The following is an 18,742-nucleotide window of genomic DNA, read 5'->3' as shown; positions in this document are numbered from 1 at the left end:
GGCCGGGGCGGCGACGGGCCTCCCCGTCAGTGATCGCGACGACGGGCGCGCTCCCGGGGCCGGACGGGGGCGCAGTGCACGACAGCGGCGTCGTCGTGGCGCTTCACCCGGGGCCAGCGAGCGGCGTCGCCATCCGTTCCTTCCGCCGTGCGCACCTGTTCCAGGAGTCCGGCCGGTCCTTCTTCGCGCAGGGTGTGCGCCAGACCGTTCCAGTCGGTCAGGGCGAACGGCGTGACCAGGCGCGCGGCGCCGTCGCTCATCACCGCGAAGGAGCGCACCCGTCGCAGGTCGACGCTGCCGGTGAGGGCGTGTCCGGCGGCTTCCGGCTCGGAGCGGGCTATCCAGCTGCCCCCCGGCCGGTTGCGCGCGGCGCGTTGCGCGACGGTGTGGTCCCTCCACCGGGCCTCGTCACGTGCGTCACCCGGTGTGTGCCGGCGAGCGCGTGCGCTCAGTTCTGGCGTCAGGGCGTCGTCCCGCAGGTCCTGCACGACCTCGATGGTGTCGTCCGTCCGTTCCACCAGCACGAGCGCGTCAGCGAGGACGAGCCATTGCAGGCACTCGGAGTTCCACCGCGCGAGCGCCACGGTCGCGGACGGCGACATCGGATTGTCGAGATCGCACGTGCTGTCGTGCGCGGCACGGACCGCACCGATGGCGCGCCCCAGCGCCTCGTCGAGGCCGAAGCGGGGATTCTGTGCCAAGGCAGCCGCGTGAGCGGCCAGTTGCCGGGTGTACCAGGCTGTTCCGTGACAGCATCCGGTCCCGATCCCCTCGGGTACCGAGGCACCGTCCAGAACGGCGACGCACCCGGGCTCGATGCACACCACGTCCTCGGAGAGCCGGGGATCCTCACGGGAGGCCGTGCCGGCCGGCGCGGCCTCCACCGCCACTCGTATGTCCATGGCACGGCGGCCCGTCACGACATGACCTTCCCGCCCGGCCGGCCCGCTTCCACGCCGGGCAGGTCGACCTCGGCGAGGACGCGGTGCTCGTCGTGGCTCCGGACCGGTACGGCGGGCCCTTCGAGCGTGTCGAAGACGCGCTGGGCGAAGGTCGGTGACATGTTGGCGGCGACCTCGGCGGCCGTCATCCACCAGAACGCCCCCGCTTCGTCGTTCGTCGTCAGCGTGCCCGAGAGGACCCGGCACAGGAACATCAACGAGACCACGCCACGTTCGGGGTTCCGGTACTTGTAGACGGCCCCCAGGCGCAGCGGCTCCACGGTCAGCCCGGTCTCCTCGCGCGCCTCACGCCGGACGGCGTCCACGAGGCTCTCGTCGTACTCGACGATCCCGCCGGGTGGGACCCAACGGCCGTTGTCGTTGCGGCGGATCGCAAGGATGCGTCCGTCGTCGTCCTCGATCACAGCGATCGCGGAGACCGAGTGCTCGGGATAGCCGCTCATGGCGTTCCTCTCCGAAGCCGGGTAGGACCGGCGCCTGGGGCGCAGGGACGCTGGTACTCCCTTCGCTGACACAAAGATCAGCCTTCGCCGCGCGGCGCGGTAGATCCAACCCGGCAGCACGCTAGGAGCCAAGTCCGTTGCCCGGAGGGTGATTTGGCGTGGTGGGACCGGGTACTGCGGATTTCATGTACGCGCCCGCCAAAACCGTGGAGACCGATGAGCAGCCATCCACGCACCCTTCCCGCCGACGGGATCCGGCTTGACCGCTCATCTCCCGTCCCGCTGTACCAGCAGCTGTACCGCAGTCTCACCGCCATGATCGGAGAACGGAGGCAGCTCGCCCCGGGGACGCCGCTGCCCGCTTCCCGTGCGCTCGCCCAGGATCTCGGCGTCTCCCGGAACACCGTGCTCAAGGCCTACGAGCAGCTCCAGGCGGACGGTCACACCAAGGGACTGGCCGGTGGCGGCACGGTGGTGACCTCGGCCGCGGCCCGCAGGACACGGGCGCCGCGGGGCTCGGCACTCGCGGAGGCCGGAGACCGGCACGTGGCACTCGGGGAGGCGGGAGACCGGCGCTCGGCACGGTCGCTGTCACGCGGAGGGCGTCGCATGATGGGGCTGGCCGCGGCGCCCGCCGACCACATCCCGGCTCCGGGGCCGTGGGACCTGCCGTTCGCCGTGGGGGTCCCCGCACTGGACGTCTTCCCCGTCGCCCAGTGGACCCGTCTGTACAGCACGCGGCTGCGCACCGCACCCGCCCGGCTGCTGGCAGAGCTGGACTCCTTCGGATACCGGCCGTTGCGGGAGACCATCGCGTCCCAACTCGCGCTGACGCGCGGAGTGCGCTGTGATCCGTCTCAGGTTCTTGTCACCGAGGGGCCCGAGCATGCGGTGGCTCTGCTCCGCGACTGCCTCCTCGACCACGGCGACGAAGTGCTCGTGGAGGATCCCGGGCATCGCCGCACTCGGGCGGAGATGGCCCGCACCGGTGCCGTGTTGCGGCCCGTGCCTGTGGACGAGCACGGCATGCGCGTCGAGTGGGGGCTCGAGCACCATCCGGACGCCCGCCTCGCCCTCGTCACGCCCGGCAGGCAGTTCCCGACCGGTGCGGTGCTGTCCGCCCGGCGCCGGGAGAAGCTGCTCGCCTGGGCGGACACGCATCAGGCGTGGATCATCGAGCACGATCCCGAGGGCATACCCAAGGGCCCGCGGCCGCGCGCGGCGCTCCAGGCAGGCCCGGCGGGACAGAACGTCGTCTACGTAGGAGCGTTCGGCGCCACCCTGTTCCCCGGTGTGCGCATCGGGTACTGCGTGCTGCCCGAGGCTCTGGTGGATCCCATGTCCCGCATCGCCGCCACCTTCAACCACGGCCCGTCACTGACCTCGCAGGCAACGGTCAACGACTTCGTCTCCTCCACCCATTTCGCCGCTCACGTCGACCGCCTCCAGACGGTGCACGCCGAGCGGCGCGCGCACCTGACCGGCGAACTGCGCCGGTACATCGGCGACACCGTGCGGCACGCGCCGATCGAGACGGCCGGAACCCATCTCGTCAGCGACCTGCCGCCGGACGTGGCCGGCAGCGAGGTGCAGGAACAGGCCTGCGCCCTCGGGATCACACTGCGCCCGCTGCATCACTACTGCCTGGCCGCGCCCGCTCGCGATGCCCTGGTCCTGGGTTTCGGGTGCGTCCGCGCGCCCACCGCGACGTACGCCATCAGGCGTCTGTCCGACGTGATCCATCGCCTCACCCGTTGAGAGTTGAGAGAGACAGCGGGCGCAACACCCGGACGACGGCAATGCCGAGGCACGCGGGCGTGCATCTTCGTCGACCCGAGCTGTTCGTGTGCCTCGCCTCCATGACCTGTTCCGCCGGTGGCAGCGGGACGGCAGCTGGCACCGCGTCCTCGCTCGGCTCCACTCTTTGGTGGACGTGAAGGGTGCGATCACGAGGGGTCCTGACCGTCGACTCGACAGTGAGCTGCGCTCATCAGCATGCGGCCGGGGCCCGCAAGCAGGGTGATCGGCAGCAGGCAGGGTGATCAGCAGAAGGAACCGTCAACCGCCGGAAGCTGGGCTCCCGCGGCTGCCGTCCGCCGTTTGTCGACTCGGCCGACTGCCGCGAGCGGCGCCGTGCGGTCGAGTGCGGGATCAACCGGCTGGAGCGTCATCGGGCCGTGGCCACTCGACAGGCTCGCAGTCCGCTATGAGGCCACCCTCCTCGTAGCCGCCATCAACGAGAGGCTGTGATCAGCGCGCGTCCTAGAGCTCGTAGTCCTGGGCCAGCTCGTCCCAGCGAATGCTGCGAAGAGCGGGATCGGCATCTTGGCCCGACGGAATCTCCGGGGTGGCCTGGAACCAGGCCACGATGAGAGCGGAGCGGTGCAGCACCGCGTCGAGTTCGGGGTCGACCGCTGTCGAGCCGAAGACACCGATGCAAGTCACGGAAGGCAGCACCTCCACGGGGCCGAAGGCGCCAGCGGTCTGGTCCGGGTACTCGCGGGAGGGGGGAACGAGATGAACGGGCGCGAAGGAGAACGCATGCTCGGCCTGTCGCAGGAGGCCGCTGACCTTCATGTCGTTGATGCGCTGGCACGGATAGCCCTCCAGCATTCCCCCGTAGGTCGTAGACATCCGCAGCTCGGTGAGTTTGATCGAACGACCGGACGAGAGGGCTATGCGGCTCAGCGACATGCCGACACCCTATGCGCGTGATCCGCTTCCGCTACACGACCTGGTCCTAGGTGCTGCCTTCCGGACCTCAATGCCAGGTGTTGTCGTTCCCCGAGATAGTGGTCGGCAGCCGGTAGCCGTGCTCCTCCCGGAGCTTCGGTGCGGCAGCGTCCGCGCGCATCGACAGCGCGAGGAGCAGGATGATGCCGAGCGTCCACAGGACCGTGGCGATCAGTACGGGCGCGACATCAGCACTCCGAGGAATCAGGGTGCCGAGGGTTCCGGCGCCGAGCAGCGCCCAGATCGCCGTCGCCGCGTGCACCTCGGCCGCCTGCGCTGTCGTCGCGGTGATCGCGTGCGCCCGGTCGACGTCGGTCACCGCCGGGCCGCCGCGACGCACCCGCGCGAGGGCGCGTCGGAGCCGCCGCACCCGCAGGGCGCCGATGCAGAGAAAGACGATCAGGCAGAGGACGCCGATTCCCGCACCGACCTGCTGCCCCCGTCTCCACACGTGTGCCGTGGGAGAGAGGGAGGGGCTCATGACGGCGAGCACGGCGACGGCGAGGGTCAGGAGCACAGGTGTGCTCGCACGGTTGAGCCCGGTGGCCTCGGCGCGGTCACGGGCCTTGAGCTGCTGCCGCCGCTTCGTGTCGGTGTCGTTCAGGAGGAGTTGCGCGCGGCCTTGTTCCCCCACGGCTTGTGCGGGAAGGCGCTCGCCCGCCGTGCGGCGCCACCGCCGGTCGGCGGCGAGCAGAGCGAGCACGGCCGGGACGCAGAGGCCGCCCGCGACGAGCAGCATGATCGCAACCGGTGGCCAGGCGGACGCGGCGAGCAGAATGCCGGCCGTCGCCAGAAGCAGGCACCCGATGACGACACTCGTCACGACCGCCGGAAAGAACGGCGTACGACTGACACGGCCACGCGCCTCGACCGCGTTCCGCAGCGAGGACGGGTCCTCGGCCCTCGCGTACATGTCCGCGAGGGCCAGTTGCTGGAAGGTCAGGGAGTAGCCGAGCACGACCAGGAAAACGGCGATGCCCAGGCTGGCGGCGAGGAGCGGGCCGCCGAACACCGGTATGAAGCCCGGCGGGTCGTCGGGAAAGCCGAACCTGCCGATGAGCGCGAGGACGGGAAGCAGACCGAACAGCGCCCCGCAGCCCACAGCGGCCGCGCCGGACACGCGCACCAGACCGCCGGTGATCAGAACTGCGCGAGTGGGTGCCAGTTCAGGGCCGCGGTTGCGTCGCTCATCTCCAAGGGGGCCTCGATTGGCTTTCACGGCGCCAGTCTCGCATGGGCGCGCAGGTGGGCCGGTGGGAGCCGGAGGAGAAGGTTGCTTGACGGAGTAAGGCGCTGGGAGCGAGGTGCTGGGTTCGTCATCACGCCCGGTCAGTGTGTGGGCATCACTCCCGGTCAGTGTGTGGGGGACGCACCGCAGATGATTCCCGTCCTGGAAGAGATCCGCGTGTCCCAGCAGGCCAGTGGATGACCGCGCACCCCGGCTCGACCTTGTCGGAGGCCAAAGGGGCCTATTCGTCACGCTGCAACCGGCCTTACCTCCGCAGCCGCCAGATCACGCACACGCCCCCGAGCCGTAAGACAAGCGGGCCAACCGCCGGCGCCGCCGCAACAGCCAAGGCGTCCGGCTCACAGGGTTCGACAAGCGGGCGTACGTCGTCGACGGGACGGCCACCGTGGCGGCGTTCCGCCTGGGGCTCCGTCCTGGGTGAACTGCCCCGGCTCAGAGGTCCTTGGCACCCGAGTAGTGGTGGCGAAGTTCGCTGAGTACGCGCTCGTCGACAGCCCTGACGTCCCACAGGGAGCTGTCGAATTCGGTCAGGACGATCACCAGCTGGCCCCCGGCGAACCCACGCGCTTGGGCGTCGACCAGTTGGAGGAAGGGGGTAGTCAGCGACAACAGCGTCAACGTGTCCATGCCGACGTCGGCGGACCGTCTCTCCATCTCGACACAGCGGGGATCGACGATCTCGTCGAATTCGACGCGCCACGTCAGGTCCAGGCCGAAGCTGCCGAGGCGGACCAGAAGCTCAGCCAGGGACACGTAGTGCTTTCCGTGCCAGGCCGGAAACGTAATCCCCTTCATTCCACCTCTACTTCGGCTGCGCCGCGCGCCAGGCCGCCCCATCCTTCCAGCGAACAGTACGCCCCTGCACCTCACAGGACACTGAGCCGACGTGCTCGTCGCGATGCTCCGCGACGGCCTCGTCTACGATCCCCCGGGCACCCCACGCGATGGCCGCCTGACCGGCTCACAGGCCACTCGACTCACCTCAGGAACTTGCGCCGTCCACCCATCCCGAGACCTCCACGGCACCCCGACGGACAGCTTCCACCGGGTCCCGGGCGAGCTGCCCGCAGAGCGCTGCCATGTCCAGCACACCATCCGACCCCACCAGTGCGTCATGCACCCCGGTCTGCAACCAATCGGCCTGACTGTCATCAGCCTCGGCAGCCGCGAGAGCGATGAGCCTTACGGCGGCCACCGTCCCCACCCGGACCAGCGCCTCCGCCGTCTGCCGGATCACCGCCGTGTCCCCGACGTCCAGCAACAGCCCCTCAACGCCTGCGCGGCTTCGGGAACGTCAGCAAAGGAAGCAAGGTCACGCCCGGCACGACCACGTTGCACCCACGAAGGGGACGACGCCTCAGCCAAGGCCGCGCCCCCAACCCACCCGTCATCTCCGACGCGACGAGACGGTCTCACGCCCCAGCCCGACGCTGCCCACCCACTTGGCCGAAGAGGTGGAGGCACCGGGCGCCAGCCACATAGGCCGGGGCCGTATTCGTGCGCCTGCTCGGGCGGAGGTCTGGCCGCGTTCCCGCCGACCCCGGTGACCGGAATTCGCCGCGTATGTTCGCCCGGCGTGGGCAAGATCGTCTGGCAGCCTCAATCTGGCCGCGCGGTTCTTCGAAGCGTCGAGCGGAGTGCGAAGTGACGGCAGAAGCGATCGAACCCGGCCTCTGGTCCGCTGGGGAGCCGGAGTACGCGTCCCAGTTTCAAGCACCCGAGCATGAGGTCCTGGTCGGCCGTAAGCACGACGGTGACGAGACCGGGAAGACGTACTACAGGACCGCGAGGGTGCACCAGGGCGACGGCGTGTACCTGACGACGGCGAACGTCCGGCGCAGCGCGCCCGTGAAGGAGTCCGCCGGGGTCCGCTTCGTCGCACCGGCCGGCACGGTACTCGTCGGCCGGACCCACAGCGGCGACGAGAACGGCAGCACCACCTACTACTACGCCGACGTCATCGACCAGTCGGGCAACAAGGTGGACGTCGTGCACGGCACCTGGTCCAGCTCGGTGAAGGAGTACAACAGCTCCTACGAGGCCCCCGCCAACCAGGTGCTCGTCGGCCGCTGGCACGACAACGACGAGACCGGACCCACCCAGTACCTCACCGCCACGCTCTACTAGCGCGCACCGGCCGACGCACCGGCTCCCGCCGCGATCACCCGTTCGCGGGCCGACCCCATCCAGGCCCGTCCGCCTCGGTGCTCCGACGCGGGGCCCGGACGGGGCGAGGCGGATCACGTGCACGCTCCGTCCCTGAAATCCACCACCACCAGAACTGCGTCGAGCGGCGCGTCAGCTGCCTCGAACACACCTCAACGGCCCGACCGATGACGCGGCTTAGTGACGTGAACAGACAGGGACGAAGTAGTCAGGAACTCTCGGCGCCCTGAACATTGGCAAGCATGGTGCGCAACACCTTGAGTGCGGCCACGTACTCCTGGTCGCTGATGTCCTTGTGGACCTCTGCCCGCAGCGCTGTGACCAGCCCGCGCAGTCGGGCCCTGGCATTCTCGCCGGCATCGGTGATGCGCAGATTCTGACCTGCGTCGTTCCGGAGCCAGCCGCGGTGCAGCAACTGGTCGACGGCCCGGGGGATTTCGTGCAGCTCGCGTGTGAGCGGGGCGAGTTGGACGATCACCTCGTCGCGACTGGATGCCGCGGGCCCGCCGCAGATCCGGTTGAGCACCCAGTACTGCGGCTGAGTGACATCGATTCTGGCCATGGCGTCACGCACATGTCGGGTGACTGCCTCGTGGACGAGACCCGCCCAATAGCCGATGGGCTGGCTGGCCAACGCGTCGTCCGGGGCGTCCCGATCAGCCGGCGCCTGGTCAGTGATGATGCCGGTTGACGGTTTCATGATCGCGACGCTACAGCGTCCTCGTGCCGCATCAGGCAACGTTCGCCCTGTTGGCGAGGGATTGAAAGCTACGGGCGGTCATCTGAGGAGAGGGGTTACTTTCATGCGGTGGATTCACAAAGCACGGCACCCTGTTGCCCGTCCTGTGACCAGACGATGGCCTGCACTGCGATGGTCCTCTCACGGCGGGATGACGACGGGAAGCGTGTCTGCCGAAGCGTGTGGCAGTGCGGGGATCGCCACCTGTGGTGGGGCTGGAGTGATCGTCCAGGCGAGGGGTTGGAGATCTGCCCTCATCCGCACTTCGGTGCCTGATGGGGAGTGCGGTAGGAGGTCAGGCGATGCTGACTCCGGCGACGACGTCGCGTAGGCGTTGGTCCTGGGCGTGTTTGTTCCGCCAGACGATGTAGCGGCGGATCATCCTGCCCTGGGCCCTGTGGGAGGGGTGGTCGGTGCCGTCGAGGGCGAAGGAGCGCAGGGCGGTGAACTGGGCTTCGACGCGAGCGTAGGTAGCGGCAGAACTCCAGGAACTTCGATCTGTTCTTGGTCTTCTTGATGTGCTTGTAAGGCTGGTCTTTGCGCAGGTCGTAGGCGGCGAACAGGTACCGCCGGGCCGCGTGTGGGCGGGTGTAGGTGGCCCGTCTGCGTGGTCGGGGGTCGCGGTAGGGGTTTTGGTGCTTGCCGCCGCGTTCGGTCCACTGCCGACCTGGATGGGGCTGGAGGTTGAGCGGCCCGAACTCGTCCATGCAAAAGACGACTTCGGGTTCGCTCTCCTCGGGTATGACCTCGCCGTCGGCGATCGCGTAGAGGTGCTCGACGCGGGCCTCCTTCGTGTCGCAGTCGGGAGCGCGGGAGGTCTTCCACGTCTTCACGTGTGGAAAGGAGACGCCTTCCTCGCGGAGCAGGATGCGCAGGCCCTGGTGGCTGATGTCGTCGACCACCCCCTCGGCGACCGGGAAGTCGGCCGGTTGGGCCAAGCTCCAGGTCGAGAAGGACAGGCCGTGCTCGACCGGCTTGGACTTCGCGGTCTTCTTCATCTCCCGACGCTCCGGGAGGGTGAACGTCCTGGGCCGGCCGCCCTGGTACTTCGGGTAGAGCGAGGCGAATCCGAACGTCACCTCGGTGACCTTCGCCACCGGCATTCCCTGGGCGGACAGGAGCACCATCTGGGCCCGCCGCCAGGTCACTACCGACCCGGTTCCTCTGCGGCTGATCCGCAGCAACGGCCTACCCTCGTCATCATCGATCTCCCGAACCTGCACGCGTTCAGCCGCGTCGATCATTCTGGCCGTCCGTGCCGCCCAGCACAGCAACCGGGCAACACCTCACGACGGGGCGAACGTTGCCTGATACGGCACTCGTACACGTGAATACCGTCGAATGCCGGGACTCTGCTTCAAGCATGACGCACCTGGCCAGGCGAGCCGAGCTGAAGGCCGTGCTATCGAGGCCAAGCCTCCCCATCGTGACCATAGTTCGGTCCGTTTTGATGGTGTCGCCGCGAACTGACCGATCACTGACGCCATGAACTACGCGCCCGAGCCCGGTAGCTTGGCTTGCTGCGGCTGCACATACCGGGTCAGTTGCCGGCCAGGCCCCACGCGTCGAGCCCGCCGTAGATATGGGCCCTCAGGCAGTGAGGGGCTCTGAAACCTATGGCTTCGCCGCGGTAGATGGCGATGAGGGAGTCCTTGCCCCGCCACCAGGTGTCAGCGAGCCCCTGGACCTCGGGTACCGGCTTGAATCCGTCGAGGTTCAGGTCATCGACGGCGCTGCCTTTGATCTTCGTGATGGTCTCGGCCCAGTAGCCCGCGTGGCTGACCAGCGCCAGGGCTTCCACCCAGCCCTCTGTGCTGGCGTGCAGCGGCGTCCAGTGGTCGGCGTCGATCCCGAACTCACCTCCTGGCCCGATCATGAACCCGTGGGCCATGGAGACGCGGCAGCTTCCGGCCGGGAACCGCCAACCGGTCGCGGACGAGTGCTCGGGGGCATCGGCTTCCAGAACGCGGGGGCCGCCCTCGTACGCCGGGGCCGGAGGCAGGGCCAGACCGCCCCAGAGCTCTTGAAAGGCGACAGCCCGGTCGATCTCGGCATCCGGAATCCCTCGCCGCAGCCACACCTCGCGAAGGGGCTTGAGGTCGCGGTGTGGAACACGCAGTCCGTGTCCCTCGACGAAGTACTGCGCTCGCCGGCTCAAGCCTTCAGGCCGCCTAGGAATCAGCGGCACTCGGGGGTCGGCCGTCACGGTCGCCGCCTCTCGTACGGAGAGGTCGGTGCGGCCGGGTGCGGCGGTACCGACGGCTGCGGAGCCCGGGACCAACGGACGGGGTCGCCGTCGGGGCCGCCGGTGAGCCAGGAACCGTCGCCCAGGGGCACCAGCTCGTACGGGTCGCTCACCTCGACGGCGAACTCGCCGCTGAGGGTGCCCGTGCGTACGTCGACCAGGTGGCAACGGAACCACTCCTCCCCCTCCTGACTCTCACCGCCCAGGATGACGATGGCCGTGTCCTCGGTCAGGTAGCCGCCGCCCCATTCCACGAAGGAATCCTCCGGGTCGTACCCGAAGGATGCGACGGGGAGGGTGAAGAGCACGCCCCCGTCGGGGTGGTCGTGGAAGGCGACGTCCGCCTGCCCGTGGTCCACAGTCATGAACTGCTGTCCGGACGGAGCCAGGTCGATCAGGCAGCGGTCCTGCCACGGATAGGTCACGAACTCCGGCCGGCTGTCCGCCCCGCCCGTGCCCCGGAGAATGACGGAGCCGTCCTGGCCCTCACCGATGTCGATGTAGACGCTGCCGTCCACGGGATGTAGGTGGTGGAAGGCGCCGTGCCCGACCGTCCCCAGTTCCCGGCGGGCGACGACCACACCGCTGTCGGCGTCATAGACGACCCACTGGTCCCCGCCCCCGCGGCCCGCCATCGCGTCCGGCCGGTAGACCCACACCGTCCGACCGTCCAGAGACAGCGCACAGCCAGGCTGGTGGCCATGGCGGAGGTCAGAGTGCGGTGCGAAGTCCGAGGCCCACATGAGGTCGCCGGCGCGCGTGAGGCAGACGACTCCGTTCAGGGTCGTGTACACGACCCGCTCCAGATCCTGCCGGGCCACCGACGCGACGACCTCGTCACCATCCCGCGGCTTGAACACTGCTGCGGGCTCCAGCGTCCCGTAGAGGCCGGCGCGCACGGCATAGGCGTGGATCCGCCCGTCGCGGTGACGCGTGATGACCTTCGACGGCGGCTCGGGAATCATCCGCCGAGGTTAACGCCCGGCTGAGAAACCTCAAGAGCCGAGCTGGGTGGGCGCGAGTGAGGAATGCGCGAGCTACGGGGTGTTCCTAAATCCTCAAATCCTCTTTGAGTCGCCGCACCCGGGTGTCAGGGGTGTGTGGGGACGCTCGTTCATTCGGCGAGGGCGAAGTTGTGCAGGTGTGCAACGCCGAGCGCATGGCGTGATGAACTCCGTCGCCTTCGAGGCGGCAGGCGCAGAGCATTTTCCGGGCCCTCCTACGGGCGAAGCCGTGCTCGACGCGGGAGCGGATCCGCTGCTGGGCCTTGTTGTGGTACCTGTTGTGAGCTTCTTTCCGGTCCGGCACGTCCTCGTCCTTGAGGCGGGCAGTGCGGGCACGACGAGCCCGGGGCTGCCCGGATGGCCGCTGTCGGCGATCGTCATGGACTTGTCGACGACGGCCTTCGCGCCCGGCACCGCCCACGCCTTGCAATCGTCGCGGTTGGTGGGCAGAGGGTGGTCGACTACGACGATCAGGCGGTGTCGGCGTCGATGACGACTTGTTAGCTGGTGGCTCTACGGAGGTATCCGGTCAAGGGTGGCCTCTCGGACGAATGCCCTCACTGTTCCGGTCACTGGAACTCGCCCACCCTCTCGCCCCGTCCACCAAGAGGTAGACACAGGCCATGGACCTCGACCTGGGACGCATCGGTATCTGGAGTCTGGCCCTCACCCACGGGGACCGCGCCGCGGCGGGTGAGGCGGCGGCTCAACTCGAGGAAATGGGTTACGGAACGCTCTGGCTCGGCGGCAACCCGGGAGGCAATCCTCGCGGTGACCTCGTCACCACGGCGGAGCTGCTCGCCGCGACGAAGCGCACCATGGTCGCTCCCGCCTGCGTATCCATCTGGCATCAACCCGCCCGGGCCCTCGCGGCGGCCTACCACGCGCTGCCCTCGCCGATGCGGGACCGTCTGCTCCTCGGCCTCGGTGTGGGCCACCCGAGGACCGACCAGCACTATCACCGCCCGTACACATCTCTCCATGACTATCTCGGAGATCTGGACGGCCTGCCCGCGCCGATCCCCCGGACCGCGCGACTCCTGTGCGCACACGGCCCGAGAATGACGCGCCTGGCCGCCACCCGTGCCGCGGGTGTCCAGCCGCATCTCACCACCGCCGCCCACACCGCACACACCCGCGAGCTGCTCGGAGACGGCCCCCTGCTGGCCCCCTCGGTATCGGTCGTGCTGGAGACGAACCCGGGAGCGGCCCGGGCGGCGGCCCGCACCGCACTCGCCCCCTACCTCGCCCAGGCGAACTACGCGAACAACTGGCTGCGTTCGGGCTTCACCGCGGACGACCTCACAGACCACGGCAGCGACCGTCTCATCGACGCCCTCTTCGCCTGGGGCACCCTCGACCGGATCGCCGAACGGATCGTCGAGCGACTCGCCGCGGGCGCCGATCATGTCGCTGTCCAGGTCGTCGCCGACCCGACGTACGGGTTCCCGCTCGCCGCGTGGCGTGCACTGGCCCAAGCCCTGCCGTTGAGGAACGCCGTAGGCCGCGTGGGGGTCGGTGGGGAGCAACTGCTTTCCAACCCCTAGAGGTGGCCGCGTGCCGCGTGCCGCGTGCCGCGTAGGGGATCTTGAGGCCTTGTGTAGCCCATGGCAGGCTCATGCCGCATGATCGATGACCTCGCGAAGGACAACCTGCACGGGAGACTGCGGCGGGACCGCAAAGCGCTGCTCTGGAAGCTCGACGGCCTGTCCGAATACGATGTCCGCCGACCTCTGACGAGGACCGGGACCAACCTCCTCGGCCTGGTCAAACACGTGGCCTGCGTCGAGGCCAAGTACTTCGGTGAAGTCTTCGGCCGGCCTTCCCCGGAACCGCTGCCCCGGTGGCATGACCAGGACGGGAGCGATCTCTGGGCGACTGAGGACGAGGCGCGGGATCAGATCATCGCGTCCTACCGACACGCGTGGGAGAACTCGGACGCGACGATCGACGAGCTTCCTCTTGATGCCCCCGGCCTCGTGCCGTGGTGGCCGGAGCCGTATCAGAACACGACCCTGTTCGCCGTCCTGGTCCATGTCCTCGGCGAGACCAATCGGCATGCCGGGCACGCCGATATCCTGCGCGAAGGCATCGACGGCCGAACCGGGATGCGCCCCGAGCACGAGACACAGATCGATGAAGCAGCTCGCGCCGCCTATTGCGCGAAGATCGAGCGGGCCGCCAGATCGGCCGCATCACGTAAGGGGCAAGCGGCATCCCATGTGACGTGATGTCCGAGCGGCAAGATGCCAGACGTCAGGACTGATCCGCGGGAGGCCCAATTATCGGCCCGAATCAGAATCCGGGCCACGCGCGGTCCAGCATGCAAGGGGCGGATCTCAATGCCTCTCATTCCGCTGGTCATTCAGGTCATGGCCCATGCACCACCAGAAAACGGGTTCCCGACGAGATGACCTGACATAGTCGGTCAGACTCCGCGCCGCTCCCTCGTTCGCGGGAGACCGTTCATACCCATGCCTCTGGCGTCGGGGCGGTGTCCGTCACCGCTGCGGCCGGGTCCGGCGGCGACTGGAGTGCCGAGGCCAACGCCGCCGCTAGGGCGACAAGTTGTTCCGGCATCGTGGACCCGCTGACCGTGTCGACGCCCACGCCAACGGCACCGCTGTCGCTGGCGGCACCGGTCGCTTCCTCGACCGCTTCGCACCAACTGTCCCGGTCCTGTCACAGCAGTGTCCGTCGGGACAACGGAACGCCCCGGTACCGGGTCTGACGACACATGGTGCGGATGACTCACCCGCACTCTTCGAGGACAGCATCGACGTACGGGGGAACAGAAAATGACCACTCTTGGACGAATCGCGGCCGTGGCCACTGCGGGACTGGGCGCAGCCTGGCTCGCCGCCGGCACCGCTACAGCCGCCGCACCGCTCGCCACGCCTACCGAGACCGTCAAGGCCGCAGCCAACGTGGCGGCCTACAACGGGTCGTGCGGTGCGGGTTACAGCGTCGTCAACTCCGCCGACATCGGGAAACTGGGCACGGTGTACCTCACCTACAGCGCCACCACCGGAGAAAACTGCGTCGTCACTGTGCGCGCAGTCAAGGGCGCCGCAGTGCACATGGTCGCCTCGTTGGGGCTGGGCACCAACACCGCCGACGTCATCGATGACGGCTACTACACCAGTTACGCCGGGCCCGTCTTTCTCGACGGCCGCGGAATGTGCATGAGCTGGCGCGGTGAGATCAACGGTGAGGTCGCGGGGAAGAACTGGACCAACTGCGACGCACGCGTCCGCTAGGCCCCGGTAGGCCCCGGTAGGCCCTGGAACGCGGACAGCAGCGGCGCAGGTGCGGCCGGTCACCGGCGGACCGTCGGAGCCCGGAATAGCTATTGGTCACGACGGGCTACGGGCCTCCCGGCCCGGGTAAGCATCGCGACGGCGGCGGGTCCGCGTTGGATTTCGAGATAGCCGTGGGCCAGCACACACAGGACACCGGAGTCCGGGAGCGGTCTTCTTTCCGGAAGACCGCTCTCCTGGGTGGGCTCGCTGCGGCGCAGCCGGTCCGCCACGTCGCGTAGGTGGGTGTCCCAGGTAGGTGACGGCCTCCACATCCTGGTCCACCTGGTCCACGATCAGTTGGTTGCACAGGCCCTCCATCCAGGACCTTCCGTATGCCTCTGACGGCCGTGGTCCGGGGGTGGGCTGCCTGCGGGTCGGCGCGTGCGTCCTGCCCAGACTCAAGGGTCATGTCATCGGCATCCGGTCCATCGGCGACACGCCGGACGGTCGCGGCGCCGCAAGCGGAGACAGCCGCGGTACAAGGACGCAGGAGAGAAACGGGCCGTGCCGGGCACCGGCCTGCCGCCGGAAGAATCTCCGCGGGGGTGTCGATCCGGGCGAGCTCCGTTCGACGCACGGGTGAGAGAGCGACAGGAACACGAGAGGTGACGGCCATGCCCAAAGTCCGCGTACACAACGTGACGATCTCCCTCGACGGCTTCGCGGCCGGTGCGAACCAGCGACTCGACGCCCCGTTCGGGGACGGCGTCGGCTGGGGTGACGACCTGCACAGCTGGTTCGTCTCCGCGGCTGCGGATTCCGCCGCGGGAAAGACCGGAATCGACGTCGACTACTTCACCCGCGGCGATCAGAACGTCGGCGCCACGATCATGGGGCGGAACATGTTCGGGCCGCAGCGCGGGCCGTGGGAGGACGAGTCCTGGAGAGGCTGGTGGGGCGAGAACCCGCCCTACCACCACGACGTTTTCGTGCACACCCACCATCTGCGCCCGACGCTGGAGATGGCCGGCGGTACGGCCTTCCATTTCACCGACGAGCCCGTTGAGACGGTCCTTCAGCGCGCGTTCGACGCCGCGGGCGGCAAGGACGTCCGTATCGGCGGCGGCGCAGCGGTCGTCCAACAGTATCTGCGCGCCCGATTGATCGACGAACTCCACCTGGCGATCGCACCGATGCTCGTCGGGCACGGGGAGCGACTGCTCGACAATCTGGGTGACGGCATCGACGGCTACGAGGTGTCCGAGATGGTCGGCTCGCCGACCGTCACGCACGCCGTGCTGATCCGCCGCTGACGCGGACACGCCGCGGCCGAGCAGCACCGGGGCGGTGGCCGGGCCGGACCCGACTCGGCCACCGGGTCGCCGCGGCAGCTCGGTACGGCTCGGCCACGGCAGCCGCCGAACGCCCCCGCGACGCGGTCCCGACGGCGTTCGACATTCGGCGCGCTCCCCTCCGGCCTCTCCTCTCAATCCACGACATCGAGCCAAACCGAGCCAACCCGAGAAACACGCGCACACGCCAATCCCGTCACCCGTCCCCGCCCGGCTTCCCCCCACGACACACACCCGCCCCACCTGCCCGCTCATCCCCAGACAGAGGCACAAGCGGAATCGTGCGGAGACCATTCACTGGGCCGAAAACGCACGTCTGACACCGCGTGCCGACGGGCAGTGAACCGATGAGATCAGCAACCGGAATATTCGCTCGGCAACCTCAAGTCCCAGAGGGCGGCATGGCTGAACGTGAACCCAACCATCTGCTCGCGGCCCTCCTCGCCGAGACCGACTGGACCGCCGGAGAGCTGGCCCGCGCCGTCAACGCCCTGGGCGCGGCCCAGGGCATGCGCCTGCGCTACGACCGGACGGCGGTCGCCCACTGGCTCTCCGGCTCCCACCCCCGAGGAGCGGTCCCCTCCCTCATCGCCGCCGCCCTCACCGAACGCCTGGCACGCCCCGTCACTCCCGGCGACGCGGGCCTGTCCCAGCCTCCCGCCGCTCCACCCGCGCGATCCGGCCGGGCCGGAGGGACGGCGGAAGCAGACGGCGTGCACGGCCTGTTCGACCTCGTGCGTGCCGACACGGACCCGAGCCGGCACGCCTACGTGGCCGCGACCGCCTACACGGTCTCCACGCTGGCCCTCCCCGCCGTCGCCGCCCGCCCCCTCGCCCCGGTGCCCCTGCTCCTCCTGGACGGCTTACCGACCGACCAGCACCTGGAGAGCATGCGGGACATGATCCGCATCTTCCCCGGCCTCTACCTGCGCCACGGCGGAGCCCACGCCCGCACGGCCCTCGCCTCCTATCTCGCGCACGACACCGCGCGGATCATCGGACTCGGCCAGCCGGAGCGGCTGCGTGGCGACGTGCTCACCGCCGCCGCTCAACTCCTGCATCAACTGGGCGAGATGACGGCGGACAGCGGCCACGAGGGGCTTGCCCAGCAGTACCTCCTGCGTACGCTGCGCCTGGCCGCCCACGCCGGCGACCGCGACCTGTACGTCATCACCCTGCGCACCCTCAGCAGCCAGGCGTTGCGCCTGGGCAACCGTCGCTACGCCCATCACCTGGTGCGCGCCGCGTTGCACCGGACCACCACCGGCACCAGCCCCGCCATCCGGTCCTTCCTCCACGCGCACCAGGCCGTCGCCCTCGCGCTCCTGGGGCGTCGGCAGGAGAGCCGCAGCCACCTCCACGCCGCCGAGCGGCACCACGCCCGCGCGTCGAGCCCCGCCGGCCCCTTCACCGACTATCCCCAGGCCGCCCTCGACTACCAGCGCGCCCAGACGCTCCACGCCCTGGGGGAACCCGGCGAGGCCCGCACCGCGTACCTGTCCGCCATTCACCACCGCCCCGACGGCCATCACCGGCCCGCCGCCCTCACTCGGGCGAAATTCGCCCAACAGCTCCTCGCGGCGGGTGAGCTCGAAGCGTCGTGCGGGCAATGGCACGCTTTCCTCGGCCACTACGCGCATCTCCACTCGTCCAGCGCCGACCATGCCTTCGGCCTCCTGCGACGCCAGCTGCGCCCCCATCACCAGCACCCCCGGGCCAGGTCCCTGCTCGAACGCGCGCACGCCATGAGGCCCGCCACCTAGTGCTCCGACCACATGCGTGGACCACATGCGTGGACCACATGCGTGGACCACATGCGTGCGCCCGGCGCGTGGCCGAGCCGGTCCGCGACCGTGCGGGCCCGAGACCCGCACTCCTGACCGCGACGGCCCCGCCCGGCCAGGTGCTAGCAGGAGCCGTGCGTCCTGGCGCCGGCGGGAGCGAGGTTGGGCCAGGGGCGTCCTGCTCTGTCGGAGGCGGCGGACCGGAGGAGATCGAGAAGCGTGCACCCCGGGTAGCCCCGAAAGCTCGTGTAGGCGACCCGGTAATAGCAGTCCCAGTAGCTGACGACCCGCCGTTGCGTGCGCGCGAAGAAGGCCGGGTTGTCCACGATGAACCGCCCGTAGGCGAGGTTGCCGCGGGTGCCGGGCGTGGCGAGGTCACGGAGCGCGTCGCGGATGACGACCAGGATCTCCACGACGTACTCGCCGACCAGCTGGACGACGAAGGGGACGACCCATGAGTCCGTGCAGCCGACGACCTTCTCCAGGTGACGCTGTCTGACCATGCCGTCGCAGTGCCGTGAGTACAGGCAGTGCAGAAGCTGCTGTTGGCGTGGCGAGAGCGACGCCACCGCGGCGGCCGGCGGCTCGTCGTTGTAGAGGCGCCCCGGGATCAGGACCTGCCGGCCCTCCACAGCGACCGGGAACGAGGCAAGCGGCTGGAGCCGGGGAGCCGGCATAACCGCCAGGACTGCCGCGGCATCTCTGGCGAGTTCGGCCGGGAACGCCGTGATCAACGGATTGCCGCTGTCGGAAGGTGGCTGCACGGGCCGAGCATAGGCGGCTGCCTCGGCCGGCCGGACGGCGCCGGCGGTCCCCCGCCCGG

Annotated in this window: 17 protein-coding genes and 2 pseudogenes; 8 read left to right on the top strand and 11 right to left on the bottom strand. The window is 69.2% G+C overall.

Translation table 11 applies throughout. The features are described 5' to 3' along the window. Nucleotides 1-26: 26 nt before the first annotated feature. Both ACIP5K_RS19290 and ACIP5K_RS19285 read right to left on the bottom strand, forming a co-directional pair. Nucleotides 27-890, bottom strand: a complete 864-nt coding sequence (locus tag ACIP5K_RS19290) for a hypothetical protein (protein ID WP_401410984.1) — start codon at nt 888-890, stop codon at nt 27-29. Between the two features lie 26 nt (nt 891-916). Further along, a complete protein-coding gene (locus tag ACIP5K_RS19285) occupies nt 917-1,405 on the bottom strand; it encodes an NUDIX hydrolase (protein WP_401410982.1) in 489 nt (162 codons plus the stop codon). A gap of 216 nt (nt 1,406-1,621) precedes the next feature. Between ACIP5K_RS19285 and ACIP5K_RS19280 the strand changes: the two genes are divergently transcribed. After that, nucleotides 1,622-3,163: a PLP-dependent aminotransferase family protein gene (locus tag ACIP5K_RS19280; protein ID WP_401410980.1), complete on the top strand. Its 1,542-nt coding sequence runs from the start codon at nt 1,622-1,624 to the stop codon at nt 3,161-3,163. A 504-nt stretch (nt 3,164-3,667) separates the two neighbouring features. Here ACIP5K_RS19280 and ACIP5K_RS19275 read toward each other — a convergent pair. Together ACIP5K_RS19275 and ACIP5K_RS19270 are read right to left on the bottom strand one after the other, a co-directional pair. Next, complete coding sequence (locus tag ACIP5K_RS19275; protein WP_401410978.1) at nt 3,668-4,099, bottom strand: hypothetical protein; 432 nt, start codon at nt 4,097-4,099, stop codon at nt 3,668-3,670. Nucleotides 4,100-4,166: 67 nt separating this feature from the next. Continuing rightward, a complete protein-coding gene (locus tag ACIP5K_RS19270) occupies nt 4,167-5,264 on the bottom strand; it encodes a hypothetical protein (RefSeq protein WP_401410977.1) in 1,098 nt (365 codons plus the stop codon). Between the two features lie 174 nt (nt 5,265-5,438). On the opposite strand from ACIP5K_RS19270, the pseudogene ACIP5K_RS19265 reads away from it, so the two are divergent. Continuing rightward, nucleotides 5,439-5,808 (top strand): annotated as a pseudogene (locus ACIP5K_RS19265) (IS5/IS1182 family transposase); the annotation flags it as partial. 11 nt (nt 5,809-5,819) lie between these two features. Here the strand turns inward: ACIP5K_RS19265 and ACIP5K_RS19260 are convergent. Both ACIP5K_RS19260 and ACIP5K_RS19255 read right to left on the bottom strand, forming a co-directional pair. Then, nucleotides 5,820-6,140: a hypothetical protein gene (locus tag ACIP5K_RS19260; RefSeq protein WP_401410975.1), complete on the bottom strand. Its 321-nt coding sequence runs from the start codon at nt 6,138-6,140 to the stop codon at nt 5,820-5,822. Between the two features lie 229 nt (nt 6,141-6,369). After that, complete coding sequence (locus tag ACIP5K_RS19255) at nt 6,370-6,648, bottom strand: hypothetical protein (protein ID WP_401410973.1); 279 nt, start codon at nt 6,646-6,648, stop codon at nt 6,370-6,372. A 383-nt stretch (nt 6,649-7,031) separates the two neighbouring features. On the opposite strand from ACIP5K_RS19255, the gene ACIP5K_RS19250 reads away from it, so the two are divergent. Beyond that, nucleotides 7,032-7,514, top strand: coding sequence for a hypothetical protein (locus ACIP5K_RS19250; RefSeq protein WP_401410971.1), 483 nt, complete (start codon nt 7,032-7,034; stop codon nt 7,512-7,514). A gap of 247 nt (nt 7,515-7,761) precedes the next feature. Here the strand turns inward: ACIP5K_RS19250 and ACIP5K_RS19245 are convergent, their stop codons facing one another. The 4 genes and pseudogenes from ACIP5K_RS19245 to ACIP5K_RS19230 all read right to left on the bottom strand — a co-directional run bounded on the left by ACIP5K_RS19245 (nt 7,762) and on the right by ACIP5K_RS19230 (nt 11,502). After that, nucleotides 7,762-8,253 carry a MarR family winged helix-turn-helix transcriptional regulator gene (locus tag ACIP5K_RS19245; protein WP_401410968.1) on the bottom strand — a complete coding sequence of 164 codons (492 nt, stop codon included), beginning with the start codon at nt 8,251-8,253 and terminating at the stop codon, nt 7,762-7,764. 334 nt (nt 8,254-8,587) lie between these two features. Further along, a pseudogene (locus ACIP5K_RS19240) lies at nt 8,588-9,536 on the bottom strand (IS630 family transposase). A gap of 296 nt (nt 9,537-9,832) precedes the next feature. Next, the gene (locus ACIP5K_RS19235) at nt 9,833-10,498 is read right to left on the bottom strand and encodes a hypothetical protein (protein ID WP_401410965.1); all 666 of its coding nucleotides are present in this window, start codon (nt 10,496-10,498) and stop codon (nt 9,833-9,835) included. Then, a complete protein-coding gene (locus ACIP5K_RS19230; protein WP_401410963.1) occupies nt 10,495-11,502 on the bottom strand; it encodes a hypothetical protein in 1,008 nt (335 codons plus the stop codon). The genes ACIP5K_RS19235 and ACIP5K_RS19230 overlap by 4 nt, the downstream gene beginning before the upstream one ends. A 662-nt stretch (nt 11,503-12,164) precedes the next feature. Between ACIP5K_RS19230 and ACIP5K_RS19225 the strand changes: the two genes are divergently transcribed. From ACIP5K_RS19225 to ACIP5K_RS19205, 5 genes are all read left to right on the top strand, one after another. Next, on the top strand, nt 12,165-13,088 hold the full coding sequence (locus ACIP5K_RS19225; RefSeq protein WP_401410960.1) for a TIGR03620 family F420-dependent LLM class oxidoreductase: 924 nt from the start codon (nt 12,165-12,167) through the stop codon (nt 13,086-13,088). Nucleotides 13,089-13,166: 78 nt separating this feature from the next. Continuing rightward, nucleotides 13,167-13,772, top strand: coding sequence for a DinB family protein (locus ACIP5K_RS19220; protein WP_401410958.1), 606 nt, complete (start codon nt 13,167-13,169; stop codon nt 13,770-13,772). Nucleotides 13,773-14,339: 567 nt separating this feature from the next. Further along, a complete protein-coding gene (locus ACIP5K_RS19215) occupies nt 14,340-14,801 on the top strand; it encodes a spore-associated protein A (protein ID WP_401410955.1) in 462 nt (153 codons plus the stop codon). Between the two features lie 656 nt (nt 14,802-15,457). After that, complete coding sequence (locus tag ACIP5K_RS19210) at nt 15,458-16,096, top strand: dihydrofolate reductase family protein (RefSeq protein WP_401411359.1); 639 nt, start codon at nt 15,458-15,460, stop codon at nt 16,094-16,096. Nucleotides 16,097-16,536: 440 nt separating this feature from the next. Then, nucleotides 16,537-17,898, top strand: a complete 1,362-nt coding sequence (locus ACIP5K_RS19205) for a hypothetical protein (protein ID WP_401410953.1) — start codon at nt 16,537-16,539, stop codon at nt 17,896-17,898. 143 nt (nt 17,899-18,041) lie between these two features. On the opposite strand, the gene ACIP5K_RS19200 is transcribed toward ACIP5K_RS19205, so the two are convergent. Continuing rightward, nucleotides 18,042-18,683, bottom strand: a complete 642-nt coding sequence (locus ACIP5K_RS19200; protein WP_401410951.1) for a hypothetical protein — start codon at nt 18,681-18,683, stop codon at nt 18,042-18,044. Nucleotides 18,684-18,742: the final 59 nt, after the last annotated feature.

Origin of the sequence: Streptomyces sp. NPDC088785 (assembly GCF_044750685.1) — a bacterium.
Taxonomy (GTDB): Bacteria; Actinomycetota; Actinomycetes; order Streptomycetales; family Streptomycetaceae; genus Streptomyces.
The sequence above is the reverse complement of the archived record's forward strand: the minus strand, read 5'-3'. Positions and strand labels throughout refer to the sequence as shown.